General features: G+C 64.3%; 13 protein-coding genes. 3 read left to right on the top strand and 10 right to left on the bottom strand.

The window, feature by feature from the left end; all coding sequences use genetic code 11:
- Positions 1–259: 259 nt before the first annotated feature.
- The 6 genes from pntB to RM96_RS19305 all read right to left on the bottom strand — a co-directional run bounded on the left by pntB (position 260) and on the right by RM96_RS19305 (position 7,946).
- Positions 260–1,657 (bottom strand): Re/Si-specific NAD(P)(+) transhydrogenase subunit beta, encoded by a 1,398-nt coding sequence (gene pntB, locus RM96_RS19330; protein ID WP_039012949.1) that lies wholly within the window; start codon positions 1,655–1,657, stop codon positions 260–262.
- Between the two features lie 15 nt (positions 1,658–1,672).
- Positions 1,673–3,232: a Re/Si-specific NAD(P)(+) transhydrogenase subunit alpha gene (locus tag RM96_RS19325; RefSeq protein ID WP_039012948.1), complete on the bottom strand. Its 1,560-nt coding sequence runs from the start codon at positions 3,230–3,232 to the stop codon at positions 1,673–1,675.
- 99 nt (positions 3,233–3,331) lie between these two features.
- A complete protein-coding gene (locus RM96_RS19320) occupies positions 3,332–4,114 on the bottom strand; it encodes a fumarylacetoacetate hydrolase family protein (protein ID WP_039012947.1) in 783 nt (260 codons plus the stop codon).
- A 228-nt stretch (positions 4,115–4,342) separates the two neighbouring features.
- Positions 4,343–5,575 carry a formyl-CoA transferase gene (gene frc / locus RM96_RS19315; RefSeq protein WP_039012946.1) on the bottom strand — a complete coding sequence of 411 codons (1,233 nt, stop codon included), beginning with the start codon at positions 5,573–5,575 and terminating at the stop codon, positions 4,343–4,345.
- A 389-nt stretch (positions 5,576–5,964) separates the two neighbouring features.
- Complete coding sequence (locus RM96_RS19310; protein WP_039012945.1) at positions 5,965–6,684, bottom strand: GntR family transcriptional regulator; 720 nt, start codon at positions 6,682–6,684, stop codon at positions 5,965–5,967.
- A 284-nt stretch (positions 6,685–6,968) separates the two neighbouring features.
- Positions 6,969–7,946: a 2-dehydropantoate 2-reductase gene (locus tag RM96_RS19305; RefSeq protein ID WP_039012944.1), complete on the bottom strand. Its 978-nt coding sequence runs from the start codon at positions 7,944–7,946 to the stop codon at positions 6,969–6,971.
- Positions 7,947–8,122: 176 nt separating this feature from the next.
- Between RM96_RS19305 and RM96_RS19300 the strand changes: the two genes are divergently transcribed.
- From RM96_RS19300 to RM96_RS19290, 3 genes are all read left to right on the top strand, one after another.
- Positions 8,123–8,884 carry a TerC family protein gene (locus tag RM96_RS19300; RefSeq protein WP_039012943.1) on the top strand — a complete coding sequence of 254 codons (762 nt, stop codon included), beginning with the start codon at positions 8,123–8,125 and terminating at the stop codon, positions 8,882–8,884.
- A gap of 116 nt (positions 8,885–9,000) precedes the next feature.
- A complete protein-coding gene (locus RM96_RS19295) occupies positions 9,001–10,623 on the top strand; it encodes a glucan biosynthesis protein (protein ID WP_039012942.1) in 1,623 nt (540 codons plus the stop codon).
- A 130-nt stretch (positions 10,624–10,753) separates the two neighbouring features.
- The gene (locus RM96_RS19290) at positions 10,754–11,446 is read left to right on the top strand and encodes a GntR family transcriptional regulator (protein WP_039012950.1); all 693 of its coding nucleotides are present in this window, start codon (positions 10,754–10,756) and stop codon (positions 11,444–11,446) included.
- Positions 11,447–11,523: 77 nt separating this feature from the next.
- On the opposite strand, the gene RM96_RS19285 is transcribed toward RM96_RS19290, so the two are convergent.
- The 4 genes from RM96_RS19285 to RM96_RS19270 form a co-directional block, all read right to left on the bottom strand.
- On the bottom strand, positions 11,524–13,065 hold the full coding sequence (locus RM96_RS19285; protein WP_039012941.1) for a tripartite tricarboxylate transporter permease: 1,542 nt from the start codon (positions 13,063–13,065) through the stop codon (positions 11,524–11,526).
- A 5-nt stretch (positions 13,066–13,070) separates the two neighbouring features.
- Entirely contained in the window at positions 13,071–13,553 is a 483-nt protein-coding gene (locus RM96_RS19280; RefSeq protein ID WP_193752483.1) for a tripartite tricarboxylate transporter TctB family protein, read from the bottom strand.
- 387 nt (positions 13,554–13,940) lie between these two features.
- Positions 13,941–14,819: a drug/metabolite exporter YedA gene (yedA, locus tag RM96_RS19275; protein WP_039012939.1), complete on the bottom strand. Its 879-nt coding sequence runs from the start codon at positions 14,817–14,819 to the stop codon at positions 13,941–13,943.
- 211 nt (positions 14,820–15,030) lie between these two features.
- Positions 15,031–15,216, bottom strand: a complete 186-nt coding sequence (locus RM96_RS19270) for a hypothetical protein (protein ID WP_039012938.1) — start codon at positions 15,214–15,216, stop codon at positions 15,031–15,033.
- Positions 15,217–15,850: the final 634 nt, after the last annotated feature.

Below are 15,850 nucleotides of genomic sequence, written 5' to 3'. Positions count from 1 at the left end.
TAGTGCTTTTTGTTGCGCCTCGGTGGGCACATCGGGGCTTCTCTCGTTGTGGGTGGAGCCCTTTCGTCACTACTAGATCGGCGCCTGACATTGCGGCACGTAAATCCGTGGGATTTATGCTAACCGAAGCTTAATTTCGTCAGGCTTAAACTTTTTTATCGTATCTATTCACGATCGTTTATATATTGTGGAATCTGGATTAATTGGCTCTTTTGGTTCCGCATGACTGCGTTCTGATACATAACAAGATCGCCATCCATCAGGCCGGAATTTCCTCCAGCTGGCGCAGCAGGGCATCGACGCTGCCCTTGGCGTCGCCGAACCACATCCGGGTGTTTTCCTTGTAGAACAAGGGGTTATCGACCCCTGCATAGCCCGCCGCCATGCTGCGTTTGGAGACGACCACGGTGCGCGCCTTCCACACTTCCAGCACCGGCATGCCGGCGATGGGGCTGGCCGGGTCTTCGAGGGCCCCCGGGTTAACGATATCGTTGGCGCCGACCACCAGGACCACGTCGGCTTTCTCGAAGTCCTCATTGATCTCCTCCATTTCCAGCACGATGTCGTAGGGCACGCGCGCCTCCGCCAGCAGCACGTTCATATGGCCGGGCAGGCGCCCCGCCACCGGGTGGATGCCGAAGCGCACCTTCACGCCCTGCGCCCGCAGCCGCCGCGCGATCTCGCTGATCGTGCCCTGCGCCTGCGCTACCGCCATGCCGTAGCCCGGCACGATGATCACGTCGCTGGCGTCCTTGAGCAGCGTGCTGACCTCCTCGCTCGACACCGGCAGCACCTCGCCCTGCTCCGTCGCCGCGCCCTGCGCCTGCACCGCGCCGAAGCCGCCCAGGATCACCGACAGGAACTTGCGGTTCATCGCCTTGCACATGATGTAGCTGAGGATGGCGCCGCTCGATCCCACCAGCGCGCCGGTGATGATCAGCAGGTCATTGCCGAGCATGAAGCCGGTGGCCGCGGCCGCCCAGCCCGAATAGCTGTTGAGCATGGACACCACCACCGGCATGTCCGCTCCGCCGATGGCCAGCACCAGGTGTGCACCGACCAGCAGCGCGATGCCCGTCATGACGGCCAGCGGCAGCACACCCTCCTGCGGCGTGGGCGCATTGAGGAAGGCATAGCCCAGCCCGATGCAGACCAGCAGCGCGCCCGCATTCAGCAGGTGCCGGCCGGGCAGCAGCATCGGCTTGCCGCCCATCGTGCCCTGCAGTTTCAGGAAGGCGATGATCGAGCCCGTGAACGTCACCCCGCCGATCAGGATGCCGAGATAGGTCTCCACTTCATGGATCACCTTCTCCGCGCCCGCCAGCGTAGTCGGCTCAAGGTAGTTGGCGTAGCCCACCAGCACCGCGGCCAGGCCGACAAAGCTGTGCAGCACCGCAACCAGCTGCGGCATTTGCGTCATCTCGACGCGCTTGGCCAGCATTGCCCCGGCAATACCGCCGACCAGCATCGCGCCGATGATGATGGCGATGCCGTCGGCGCTGCCCGCCAGCACGGTGGTCACCACCGCGATCACCATGCCGGCAATGCCGAGCAGGTTGCCGCGTTTTGCCGTGGCCGGATGGCTGAGCCCGCTCAGGCTCAGGATGAAGAGCGCACTGGCGCTCAGGTAGGCAATATTGCTGATTCCCGTAGGCATGTCTGTCTCCTCACCCTAGTCGCGCTGGAACATCTTGAGCATGCGCTGCGTTACCAGGAATCCCCCGACGATATTGATGGTCGCGACCAGCACGGCGCAGCCCGCGATCACCGCTGTGATCAGAGACGGCTTGCCAAGCTGCACCAGTGCACCCACCACGATGATTCCGCTGATCGCGTTGGTCACGCTCATCAGCGGGGTATGCAGGGCAGCCGTGACGTTCCACACCACCTGGTAGCCGACGAAGATCGCGAGCACGAACACCGTGAAATGCGCCATGAACGCCGGCGGCGCGACCGCGCCCAGGCCGAGCAGTGCAATGGCGGCAAGCGCCAGCGCGATCAGCGTCGTGCCGGTGCGGCTTGCCGGTTCCGTCGGCCCGGCTTCCACCGGTGCAGCGACCGCAGCCTGCTGCTGCGGCACCGCCACAGTGAGCGGTGGCGGCGGCCACGTCACGGCGCCCTGGTGCAGCACGGTCGCGCCGCGGATCATCTCGTCGGCCATATTGACCACGAGCTGGCCGTCCTTGCCCGGCGTCAGCTCGGTCAGCAGGTGGCGGATATTGGTCGCATAGAGCTGGCTGGCCTGCGCCGCCATACGGCTCGGCAGGTCGGTGTAGCCGACGATGGTCACGCCCTTGTGACGCACCGATTCGCCGGGCACCGTCAGTTCGCAGTTGCCGCCCTGCTCCGCCGCCAGGTCCACCACCACGCTGCCGGCGCGCATCAGTTCGATTGTCGGGGTATCCAGCAGGCGCGGCGCCGGCTTGCCGGGAATCAGCGCGGTGGTGATGATGATGTCCACCTCGCGCGCCTGCTCGGCGAACAGCCGCATCTCGGCCTCGATAAAGGCCGGGCTCATCTCCTTGGCGTAGCCGCCGCTGCCGCTGCCGTCTTCTTCGATCTCGACGGTCAGGAATTCCGCGCCCAGGCTTTCGATCTGTTGGCGCACCACCGGCCGCGTGTCGAAAGCGCGCACCACCGCGCCAAGGCTGCGGGCAGCACCAATTGCGGCCAGCCCCGCCACGCCCGCGCCGATGATCAGCACGCGCGCCGGCGGAATCTTGCCCGCGGCCGTGATCTGCCCGGCGAACGGCCGGCCGAAGGCGTGGGCCGCCTCGATCACCGCGCGATAGCCCGCCATGTTCGCCATCGAGCTGAGCGCATCGAGCTTCTGCGCGCGCGAGATGCGCGGCACGCAATCCATTGCCAGTACCGTGGCACAGCGCTGCGACAGCCGCTCCAGCAGCGTCGTCTGCTGCGCCGGCCACACAAAGCCGATCAGCGTGGCATTCTTCTTCAGCAGCGCCGCTTCTTCCACGCCAAGGGTCGGATGCACCTGGGGCGGGCGCACCTTGATCACGACATCGACCGACGCCCACAGGCTGGCGGCATCGCCAATCGACGCGCCGGCCGCGCAATAGTCTTCGTCAGAGAATGACGCCTCGTGGCCGGCACCGGTCTCCACCACCACCTGGTAGCCGAGCTTGATCAGGTCCCTGACCGAATCAGGCGTGGCGGCGACGCGCCGCTCCCCGGCGTGCACTTCGCGGGGCACACCAATAGTCATTGGCATAGGGTTCACCACTTTGCGATAACAATTTGAGAACCACTGTCATTCCCGCGCAGGCGGCGGGAACGACGAGCGGAGAGCCTTCGAGTGATGGCAAGCGCCTCAGCCGCGCACATGGTTGACCAGCGAGCCGATGCCCTCGATGATCACTTCCACCACCGCGCCGTCCTTCATCGAACCCACGCCGAGCGACGTGCCGACAGCGATGACATCGCCCGGCATCAGCGTCAGGTCCTGCGAAATGCGGCTGACCTGCTCCTCCGGCGAGAAGATCATGTCCGAGAGCGCGTAGTTCTGCCGCTCCACGCCATCCAGGCGCGTGACCACGCTCGCGGCCTTCCAGTTGAATCCGGTGACGATGGCCGGGCCCACGCAGCCGAAGGTGTCGAAGCCCTTGGCGCGCGTCCATTGCGGGAAATTCGGATCGGCGCTGATCAGCTCGGCCGCGGTCACGTCGTTGACGACCGTGTAGCCGAAGATGTGCGATGCCGCTTCAGCCACCGAAACATTGCGCGCCTTCTTGCCGATCACGATGCCCAGCTCGCCCTCGTAGACGATCTTGCCGTCATAGCTCTTGGGACGCAGCACCGCATCGCCCGGGCCAGCGAGCGAGCTGGCCGGCTTGATCAGGAACAGCGGATGCGTCGGCACCGGCTTTTCCAGCTTGCGCGCGAGGGCATGGAAGTTGTTCCACAGCGCCACCACCTTGCCGGGCTCGCAAGGTGCCAGCAGCGCGAGCGCCGAGCGCTCGAAGACGGCGCCGGTGGGAGAAGGGTTATTGAAGCCGTCGTTGTCATACTCGATGACGCGGCTGCCATCGGCGCCATCCAGGCGACCGTGACCGATATGCCCGTCGGGGCGGCGGAAGCGAATCCAGGTTTGCACAGCAAGCTCCTTGCGCAGACAAGGCAAGGCCCTGCCCGCACCGACATTCGTTGCAGGATCGTGGAAGAAGGACAGAGATTGGGGCAATGCTCACGTGACCTGCCCGTCGTTCCCGCGCAGGCGGGAACCCAGTGACGTTGATCCTTTGGAGTCCAATGCGCGGCGCATTGTCCCGCCTGCGCGGGAATGACATCGGCACGCCCGAGCAGACGCCCTCGGGCTACCGCCTCATACCGCGCCAGCCAGCTTCATCGCCGCGATCTGGGCAGGGGTGCGCCCCAGCCATTCGAGGATCTCGTCGGTGTGCTCGCCCAGCAGCGGCGCACGCTCGACCTTGACCGGCGAGTCGGACAGCGCGATTGGCGAACCGAGCTGCACGTACTTGCCGCGCGTGGGGTGATCCAGCTCCACCAGGTAGCCGCGCTCGTACATCGACTTGTCTTCGATCAGGTCCTTCATCGACAGGATCGGCCCGCACGGCACGTCCACCTCGTTGAGCGCGTCCATCACCTCGAACTTGCTGCGGCTCATGGTCCACCGCTCGATGATGCCGAAGCACTCGGACAGCTTCTTGAGCCGCACTTCCGGCGAGGCGAATTCCGGATCGGTGATCAGCTCCTCGCGGCCACACAGGCGCATCAGCGGCTCCCAGCCCTGCGGCTGGATGATGACGTAGACATAGTCATTGGGGCCGCCCGGCGCGCAGCGCAGTGCCGCTCCCGGCTGGCCGCCGCCCGATGCATTGCCGGCGCGCGGCACGTGGTCGTCGAACTGGTCGTTGGGGTACTCGCGCAAGGGCCCGGCATCCAGCCGTTGCTGGTCGCGCAGCTTGACGCGGCACAGGTTCAGCACCGCGTCCTGCATTGCCACTTCCACGCGCTGGCCACGGCCGCTGTGCTCGCGCTGCAGCAGTGCTGCCAGGATGCCCACCACGCAATGCACGCCAGTGCCGGAATCTCCGATCTGCGCGCCGGTCACCGTTGGAACGCCATCCGCTTCGCCGGTGGTCGAGGCCGAACCGCCCATGCACTGGGCCACGTTCTCGTATGCCTTGCAGTCCTGGTATGGCCCCGGGCCAAAGCCTTTGATGGAGGCGTAAACCAGGCGCGGGTTGAGATCCTGCAGATGATCCCAGTCGAAACCGGCACGCGCCAGCACGCCCGGCCCGAAGTTCTCGATCAGCACATCGCTGCGTTGCACCAGGTCTTCCAGCAGCGCCTTGCCTTCAGGCGTCTTCATGTTCAGCGTGAGGCTGCGCTTGTTGCTGTTGAGCATGGTGAAGTACAGGCTGTCAGCGTTGGGCACGTCGCGCAACTGGCTGCGCGTGATGTCCCCGCGGCCCGGCATTTCCACCTTGATCACGTCGGCGCCCATCCATGCCATCAGCTGCGTGGCCGACGGGCCGGCCTGCACGTGTGTCATGTCCAGGATGCGGATGCCCTCGAGTGCTTTTCTTTCCATGGCGATGTCTCCTCTTCTCGTTTCCGGCACGATCGTTTTTGGCTGATCTCGATGACATACGGTATGTGATATATCAGCAAAGAACAAGAGGGATTCCTCTCAGAAAACAAAAATTTCGACGATGCACTGCAGCAAACGAGGCGACAGCCACACTATTCAGCGATGATGGCTATGAATAGGGCGAGATTCAGCGGAAGGAGGCATCAAATCCACCGCGATGGGTTGCGGCGGTGGAAGCGCTTTTCGCATTGATATATCACATACCAAATCGCGGAACGAATCAAACCCGGGTAGCGCGCCGAGCGGCAGGAAAGCTTTCACGGGATTCTGCCCTGCCATGAAAAACGGCGGACCATGTCCGCCGTTTCAGTGTCCTGCCGCTGCCGGATTCAATCGAGGAAGTCGCAGTGCTTCTCGACGTAGTCGGCCAGGTCCAGCGAGTGCTGGCGCACCAGCCGCTCGGCCAGCTCGGTGTCGCGCTTCTCCAGTGCCTCGATGATGCGCAGGTGATCGACGATCGAGCGCGCCGCACGGTCGCTCTGCGAGATCGTCATCTTCCGGATCGCACGCACATGGATGAAGATATTGCGGATCGTGTCGGCGATGATCTGCGACTTCGACAGTTCCACGATTGCGTGGTGGAAGGCAATGTTGGCGTCCGAGTATTCCTCGATATGCTCGGCCGGGGTCGAATCGCGGAAGCTGTCGAACATGCGGCGCAGCTTTGCTATCTCGGCATCGGTGGCATTTTGCGTCGCCAGCCGCGCCGCCATGCTCTCCAGCGCGGCCCACATCTGGATCATCTCCACGATCTCGCGCTTGGTCTTGCGCATGATGTAGATGCCCCTTCGCGGCACCGTGCGCAGGAAGCCCTCCTGCTCCAGCAGCGTCATGGCCTCGCGGATCGGCGTGCGGCTCACGCCCAGGGCTTCGCTCAGGACCCGTTCATCCAGCCGGATTTCGTCGCGCGACTGGTAGATGTCGGCATCGGAGATGGCCTGCCGCAACATTGCGTAGGCCTGGTCGCGCAGGCTCGCGCCTGCATTGATCGGCTGGAGGGACAGGGCTAGCCCGGAAGGCTGAACTACGGATTGGCTTTGCGCAGACATGAATTAGCTCGTGTGAGACCGGTGGCGCGGCGGCCACAATGGCTGCCCCCCGCATTCCTGCACAGCTTAGCAAATCCGGCGGACCCATTACCAAATTGCATCAACCAATGCGGCCGATGGATAAGTCGTTTGCCAGTTCGTGCCCGGTCTGTCGTATATGGTATATCACAATCGCCAACCATTCCGGATAAGGAAGCCACTAATGCTTAACTTGCATGGAATGAAAGCTCCGGAATCGCCGCCGGGCGGGCTGAGCGTGTCGGCCCGGCGGCGTATTGGGAATGTCAGGCCGCTTGCCGCGCCATCTGGTCGCGCTGCTTGATCAGGCCAAGCACCGCGTCACACATCGGCGTGGCGTGGCCGACCAGGCGGCCCATCTCCTGCACCACGGTCAGCAGCGGATCGATCTCCATGGGCCGGCCCGCTTCCAGGTCCTGCAGCATCGAAGTCTTGTGCGCGCCCACCGCGCCGGCGCCGTCGATGCGGCGTTCGACATCGACACGGAAGTGCACCCCAAAGGTTTCGGCAATGCCCTTCGCCTCGATCATCATCTGGCGAGACAGCGCCCGCGTGGCCGGGTCCGAGGTAATGATGTCCAGCGTGCCGTGCGTAAGCGCGCTGATCGGGTTGAAGCAGAGGTTGCCCCACAGCTTGAGCCAGATCTCGTCGCGGATGTTGTCGCGCACCGGGGCTTCCAGGTCGGCGGCCATCATCATTTCGCTCAGGCGGGTGACGCGCTCGGAGCGGCTGCCGTCCGGCTCGCCCAGCGGGAATTTCTTGCCATAGACATGGCGGATCACGCCGGGCGCCTCGATCTCGGCGGCCGGATACAGGACGCAGCCGATCGCCCGCTCCGGGCCAAAGCCGCGCCACTGCCGGCCGCCGGGGTCCACGCTCTCCAGCGTGCTGCCGGCCAGGTCGCCACCGTGCTTGTAGAAGTACCAGTAGGGAATGCCGTTGACGCCGGTCACCACCGCGGTCTGCGGGCCAAGCAGCGGCTGGATCAGGTCGACCACGCCGGGCACCGAATGCGCCTTGAGCGTGATGAACACGTAGTCCTGCGGCCCCAGCTCGCGCGGGTCGCTGGTGCAGTTGACCTTCGCAACCCGCTCCTCCCCGTCGATCAGCAGCTTGACGCCATTGGCCTGCATCGCCGCCAGGTGCGGCCCGCGCGCCACGAAACTGACGTCCGCGCCCGCGCGCGCCATCTGGGCGCCCATATAGCCGCCGATGGCCCCTGCCCCATAGATACACACTTTCATTGCCGGTCTCCTTGTAGCTCGATCAGATTCTTTTGATATATCACATACTATATTCCACAAGCGCGAACGACAACCACAATCTACGGATTCGCGATTCCCGGGATTTCTATTGCGCTAACATGTCGCCTGCAGTTCGCTTGCGGGCCGGCGTGCCCAACCCCACCTCCGGAGGTCAAATGGAATCGTCGCTGGCATTGCTGTCGGATCCTGCTGCCTGGGCCGCCCTGGCCACACTGGTTGCGATGGAAGTCGTTCTCGGCATCGACAACCTGATCTTCATCTCCATCCTGACCAACAAATTGCCGGAAGCCATGCGCGAAAAGGCGCGGCGCACCGGCATCGGCCTCGCGCTGATCCTGCGCCTGGCCCTGCTCGCCACGATCGCGGTCATTGTCCAGCTGACCGAGCCGCTGTTTACGGTGCTCGGCCGCGATATCTCGTGGCGCGGCCTGATCCTGATTGCCGGCGGTGCTTTCCTGGTGTGGAAGGCCACGCGCGAAATCCACCACCATGTGGCGGCGCCGGAGGAAGGCGAGGAGGAGTCCGGCAAGGCGCAGGCCATACAGAGCTTCGCGGCGGCCATCGGCCAGATCCTGGTGCTGGATATCGTGTTCTCGATCGACAGCATCATCACGGCCGTGGGCATGACGGAGCACGTCGAGATCATGTTCGTCGCGGTCATCGCCGCCGTGCTGGCGATGCTGTTCGCCGCCGCCCCGCTGGCCAACTTCATCAACCGGAACCCGACCATCGTGATGCTGGCGCTGGCCTTCCTGATGATGATCGGCATGACGCTGATCGCGGAAGGCCTCGGCACCCATGTGCCCAAGGGCTATATCTATACAGCGATGGCGTTCTCCGCACTGGTCGAGGGCCTCAACATGGTGTCCAGGCGGCGGCAGGCCCAACGCCGCGCCAGGTCCGGTGGTGCGGGCTGACCGCCTTATGCCGTAGCGGGCACCCCTGTAACAGAGGGTGTCCGAACTTTCCTGCGCCAGCGGCGTCTTTTAGAGTTCTCTATTCACGCCGCCAAGAAAAAGGACGTCGCCGCCACATGATGAACCGCCGAACCCTGCTGGTTTCCGCCACCGCCTCCGCCGCGCTTGCCGCGCTGGGCATTACCCCGTCCGCGCTGGCCGCCAGCCGGATCAAGCTCGGCGAGGCCAGCCCGTTCGGCTTTGATGCCCTGATCGAACGCGCCCGCGCGCTGGCGGCAAAGCCCTATATCGCCCCACCGTCACCGCCAGCCGATGTACTGGACCGCATCGACTACGAAGCCCACGGCAAGATCCACTTCCGCCCGGACGACGCGCTCTTCGCGAACGGCCCCGGCCAGTTCCCGGTCACGTTCTTCCACCTCGGCACCTATTTCCGCCAGCCGGTGCGCATGTATGTGATCGATCGCGTAAAGGACGGCGCCGGCAGCGCGCGCGAGATCGTCTATGACGAGGCCTATTTCGAGATGCCCGCCGACAGCCCTGCGCACAAGCTGCCGCGCGGCAGCGGCTTTGCCGGCTTCCGCTTCCAGGAAAGCCGCCTGGCCGACCAGAAGGCCAAGGACTGGAAGAAGAACGACTGGGTTGCTTTCCTGGGCGCCTCTTACTTCCGCGCTATCGGCGATCTCTATCAGTACGGACTGTCGGCGCGCGGCATCGCCATCGACGTGGCCGAGGGCGGCAAGGCCGAGGAATTCCCGGCCTTCACCCATTTCTACTTCGAGACGCCCGAGGGCAAGGGCGACACGGTCACGGTCTATGCACTGCTCGACGGCCCCAGCATTGCCGGCGCCTATCGCTTTGTCATGCAGCGGAGCAAAGGCGTGATCATGGACGTGGAGTGCGCCCTGTTCCTGCGAAAGGACGTGGCGCGCCTGGGCCTGGCGCCGCTGACGTCGATGTACTGGTTCTCGGAAAGCATCAAGGGCACGGCCGTGGACTGGCGCCCCGAGGTGCACGACTCCGACGGCCTGGCGCTCTGGAACGGCGCCGGCGAGCATATCTGGCGCCCGCTCAACAACCCGCCGCAGACCACGGCATCGGCCTTTTCCGACGAGAACCCGCGCGGCTTCGGCCTGCTGCAGCGCGACCGCCTGTTCGACCACTACCAGGACGGCGTGAACTACGAGCGCCGCCCCAGCCTGTGGGTCGAGCCGCGCGACGGCTGGGGCGCGGGCGCCGTGCAACTGATTGAGCTGCGCACCGACGACGAGATCCACGACAACATCGTCGCCATGTGGGTGCCCAGGGCCCCGGCCCGCGCGGGCAACAACTACCGTCTGCGCTACCGCCTGCACTGGCAGGCCGACGAGCCGTATCCCAGCCCGCTCGCGCGCTGTGTGGCCACGCGCCTGGGCAATGGCGGCCAGCCGGGCCAGCCTCGCCCGAAGGGCGTGCGCAAATTCATGGTCGAATTCAAGGGCGCGCCGCTCGAGAAGCTGCCCTTTGGCACCAAGCCTGAAGCCGTGCTGACGGCCTCGCGCGGCAAGTTTTCCTATGTGTTCACGGAAGCCGTGCCCAACGGCGTTCCCGGCCACTGGCGCGCCCAGTTCGACCTTGCCGCGGAAGGCAAGGAGCCGGTCGACATCCGTCTGTTCCTGCGCCTGGACGGCAAACCCCTGTCCGAAACCTGGCTGTGCCAGTACCACCCGTTCCAGTCGCCGACCGGCTACGGCGCCTGAAGAACAGCGGCTGGGCCGGGGCCTAAGAACCCCGGCCCTGTCCGCACTATTGCGACGCAGTGATGTCAACCGCGCCCGAGCGGGTATGATGACCGGCAACAAGGGTTATCAGGCATCCAGCCAGCTTCACATGATCTCCACAGAATTCACTGGCGCCGCCGACGCCGGCCAGTCGTCGTCACTGCCGCGCTCCGAGCGCGCCTATCAGCAACTGCGCGCCGCCATCCAGGCCGGCCAGCTCTCGCCGGGCACGCGCCTGCGCGAAGTCGAGCTGGCGGAATCGCTGGGCCTGTCGCGCACGCCGGTGCGCGAGGCGCTGTCGCGGCTGGAATCGGAAGGCCTGGTCGTCAACGAGCCCAACCGCGGCATGATGGTGACCCAGCTCGACGCCAGCATGGTCAGCGAGCTGTATGTCATGCGCGAAGTGCTGGAAGGCACGGCTGCCGCACTGGCCGCGCGCCACGCCACCGACGTCGAGATCTCGCTGCTGCGCGATATCGTCGAGCGCGACCTGGCCTTCGCCGACGATCCGGAACGGCTGGCGGTCAACAACCGGCTGTTCCATGAAACCCTGCACCGCTGCGCCCACAACCGCTACCTGCTGAAGACGCTGCGCTCCCTGCACGAGTCGATGGCGCTGCTCGGGCGCACCACGCTGGCCGTGCCCGGGCGGGCGCGCGGCTCGTACGAGGAGCACGTGGCGCTGGTCGAAGCGCTGGAAAAGCGCGACCCCGCCCTCGCCGAGCAGATCACCCGGCGGCATATCCAGCAGGCCTACAAGGTCCGGCTGTCGCTCTGGATCCAGGAACAGTCGGCGTCCTGAACGCGCCCCCGGGTTCTGTCGCGGCAGGCATCGGCGCCGCACCTTGCACGGTGCGACGACGATGAAGGCGTGGACCCTCACTCGCTGACGGCCAGTTCGGACTCCGGCACGTCGAGCAAGGGCTTCTTTGCCGTGCGGCCGCGCCAGGCCGACCAGGTCACGCCGATCAGCAGAAGCGCCGACGCGACAACGAAGGTGCAGCTGATCGGCCGCTGCAGGAACACGGTCATGTCACCGCGCGAGAGCAGCAGGGACCGGCGGAAGTTCTCCTCCACCATCGGCCCGAGCACGAAGCCGAGCAGGATCGGCGCCACCGAGAACTCCAGGTACATGAGCAAGGCGCCGATCAGGCCGAAGGCCAGCACTTCCCAGATCTGGAACAGGCTGCTCTGGGTGCTGAATACGCCCACCGCGATGAAGAACATGGCTGACGGGAACAGGTAGCGGTACGGCACCTGCAGAAGCTTGACCCACACGCCGATCATCGGAACGTTCAGGATCATCAGCAGCACGTTGCCGATCCAGAAACTCGCGATCAGGCCCCAGAAAATGTCCGGGTGCTCGCTGATCAGCTGCGGCCCCGGGCTGATGCCCTGGATCATCAGCGCGCCGAGGATCAGTGCCATCACTGCGTCGCCAGGAATTCCCAGGCTCATGGTGGGGATGAAGTCCACCTGCGTCTTGGAGTGCGAGGAGGCCTCCGGTGACGCAACCCCCGCGATCATGCCCGTGCCGAACTTTTCCGGTGTCTTGGAAATCTTGCGCTCCAGCGCGTAGGCAACGAAGGTCGTGATAGTTGGCCCCGTTCCGGGCATCGCGCCGAACAGTGTTCCTACGCCGGTGCCGCGAACCATCGGCCAGAAGGCCGTCTTGAGTTCGGCCAGGCTCGGGCGCATGTCGCGGATGCGCAGCGTGGTCTTGGCAGTGACAGTGCTCATTCGGTTGACGTTCAGCAGGAAATCCGCCACGCCGAACAGACCCATGGCGATCGCTACCAGCTCCAGCCCGTCGCTCAGTTCAGGAATGCCCATCGCAAAGCGGAAGGTCCCCGTGTTGACGTCGGTGCCGACCACGCCGCAAAGCAGCCCGAACAACGTCATGGCTACCCCCTTCAGCGGTGAGCCACGCGACATGGTCGAGCCGGCCAGCAAGCCCAGCAACATGATCGAGAAGATCTCCGCAGGGCCGAACTTGAACGCAATCGCCGTCAGCAGCGGCGACGCGAAGATCATCACGAGAATGCCCACCGAGGCGGCGAAAAACGAGCAGATCATGGTGATGCCCAGCGCGGTGCCGCCCTTTCCTGCGCGCGTCATCGGGTAGCCGTCCAGGCAGGTGACTGCGTGCGGCGGATGGGACGGCAGGTTCAGCAGGATCGCGCCGATCGCGCCGCCATATTGCGAACCGTAGAAGATGCCGGCCAGCATCAGGATGGCCGGCACCGGATGCATCGCGTAGGTCAGCGGCAGCAGGATGGAGATCGCAGAGAGCGCGCCCATGCCGGGCAGCACACCGATCAGATTTCCGACCAGCACGCCGAAAAACGACCACATCAGGTTGGTGCCCTGGAAGGCCACGCCGAACCCGAACCAGAGATCATGCAAAGCATTGGAAACCATAGCAGTCAAACCCCCCAGCCAAACAGCGGCAATTGCAGCTTCAGCGCCCACCAGAACACGCCCGCGGCCACCACGCACATGGCCAGTGCGAGCAGCACGGCCTGCTTGAGGCTATTGCTGCGGTCGCCCAGTGCGGAAATAAAGACAATGGAGAAGGTGGCCGGAATCAGGCCGCCGTACTTGCCGAACAGCAGGAACGCGAGCGTACCCAGCACGATGCACACGGCCCCGCGCAGGTCCGGCGCGCTATGGCTGTGGCCGTGTCCCGCAGGCTGCGCGGCCTGAGGCGAATCGCCGCGCGCGGAGATTGCAATCAGTACGCCGACCAGTGCCAGCAGCGCACCGACGGCCACCGGGAAAAAGCCGGGGCCCATGTGGCTCAGCGTGCCGGTGTGGTACTGCAGGCCGGCCGCCACCGCGGCCAGGCCCACCAGCGTCATCAAAGCGCCCCCGTAATAATCCTTCCTGAAGCGATGCGAGGTATTCATGCTGCGCCCCTCCCGCCGTTGTGCAGCGTGGGCTGCGATTTGACACTGCACGCCTCGGGGCAGCGCTCTTCGGCACGTCGTCTAATCATGGATTGGTCTCCTCCGTTTCTATGAGAACGCCGATGGCCATGTGCCCTTCGATCAGAGCGGTAGCGCAACGGGTGAGAGGACTCTAAAGACGGCCGCTTCCAATCGGCTTTCAGTCGGCTTGCGGCAAGCTTTCTGAATATGTCACGATGTGATGTAACGGCTCCAGGACCACGCAATCCTGGTGAAATCCCTAAGGAAAATCCATCGCCTGCTGCCGCGCGTGTTCTTCGCCAGGCAGGCAGGCGCTGGTGGTGGCAATCGAGGCATTGCGAAAGCTGTCGCGCAGTCCGCCCTTGCTCAGGCCGTCGCCTCGGCCCTGGCAGTGCGCAGGCTGCCGACACCAAGCACGGTCAGCGCGATCAGGATCAGCACCACCGCGCCGAAGGTCTGCGGCGCAATCTGCTCGCCGCCGAGCCACGCGCCCATCGCCAGTGCCACCGGCGGATTCACGTAGACATAGCTGGTCGCCAGTGTCTGGCTCACCTTGCCGACCAGGTACATATAGGCGGAAAACGCCACCAGCGAGCCCGCCACCACCAGGTAGCCCCATGCCCACCAGGCCTGCGCACTGACCGCAGCGGGCCACGGCTCCTGCCGCAGCGCCGACAGCGCCATCAGGATTGCGCCGCCGATCAGCATCTCCGCGGCAAACGCGGCGGCGCCATCGGGCAGCTCCAGCCGCCGGGCTAGCTGCGAACCGAACGACCAGCTCGCAATCGCCAGCAGCAGCGCCACCACCCCGGTCGTGCTCACGCGGAATTCGGCACCCCCGGTCAGCACCAGGATGCCGAGGGTCCCGATCGCTATCGCCACCCCTTCATACCAGCGCGGCCTGATGCCAAAGCAGGCGCTCCAGAACAAGGCGAAGATCGGCATCGATCCGATCATCACCGTGGTCGCGCCCGACGAAATCGTCTGCTCGGCAATCGCCGTCAGCCCCATCCCGCCTACCAGCAGGAATACCGCCGGCACCGCGCAGTTGCGCAGCTGCCGCCAGGTCGGCACCGGCGTGCGCCGCCACGCCAGCCACGCCGCTAGGATCAGCCCCGCGCACAGGAAGCGCGAGCCCATCATCAGCAACGGCGGGAAGCTCTCGAGGGTGAAGCGTATGGCGAGATAGGTCGTACCCCAGACCACGTAAGTGATCAGCAGGCAGAGCAGGACGAGCGGCGGCATGGTTGGGGGCAGACTGGCAGAAGGCCCTAAAGATAGCCCCTGACCACGCGGCGTCAAAACGAAAAGCGCTGGCAAGCCTTGTGAAAGTGGCTCACAAGGCGATTCAAAAAGCCCAAAAAGAAAACCGGCCCTGCTCACCCTCGCGGGCGGCTACAGGCCGGCTCAGCGCGGCATTCCCACGAATGCCGCCTTCAGCAGTGCCTTAAAAGGCTCAGCCGTTGGCGTAGACCACCTTGGCCTTGCGAGCCTGCGACTGCAGGCGAGTCAGAACGGACTGCACCGCCGCAATGGCGCGCTTCACGTCGTGGGCAAAGCCAAGGCCCTGGTTGCCGAGCTCGCGCTCGATAAGGTCACGTTCGAGTTGATCGGTCAGCTTGATGTCGGATTGGGTGTTCATGGCGTCCTTCCTTTCGGGATTACCCTTATGGGGTTTTCCCTGATTGTAGCAAAGGAATTGTCGCATTGCAGCATTAGGTGAATGTACGTATGCGGGAAAGCAACGGGTTTGTGCGGTGACAAATAAGACCTGAGATTAGACAAACAAAGCTGAGATGAGCGATTTCGACAAACAAAGTTGAGCTGGCCACTCTCACCTCAACTTTCTTTCCAAAGCGCACCGTCCCTAACTTATTGATTCCATGGGTCATTCCTGGAATGGGATGACAAATCGGCCCAGCGCAACTCTGGCGCACATCGAAGGGCTCATTCCACGGCCCTCGCCTATGTAAGCAGTCGCTCACGTGGAGATCCGCAAATGACTGCCGAACTTACAAACAAACTTGAGAGGGAAATCGCGACGTCAAATGACAGTTGAGCAGGCCCTGGTGACAAAGGATCCGCAAGATCCGAACACAGACTGGAGCGGCTTCTTGGAATGCCTCTGGCCATACCAATGGGTGCGAAACCCGGTCCCTCTGTCCCCTGCCCTGCGGCGTAAGCGTCAGCGGAACCCATCTGGTGAGGCAGGAGCAGCGATGAGAAGGTAGCGGCTTCACGGTATAAGGAGTGAAGCGATGGCCGAACATCGAGAT

Origin of the sequence: Cupriavidus sp. IDO (genome assembly GCF_000812465.1) — a bacterium.
Classification (GTDB): domain Bacteria; phylum Pseudomonadota; class Gammaproteobacteria; order Burkholderiales; family Burkholderiaceae; genus Cupriavidus.
The sequence above is the reverse complement of the archived record's forward strand: the minus strand, read 5'-3'. Positions and strand labels throughout refer to the sequence as shown.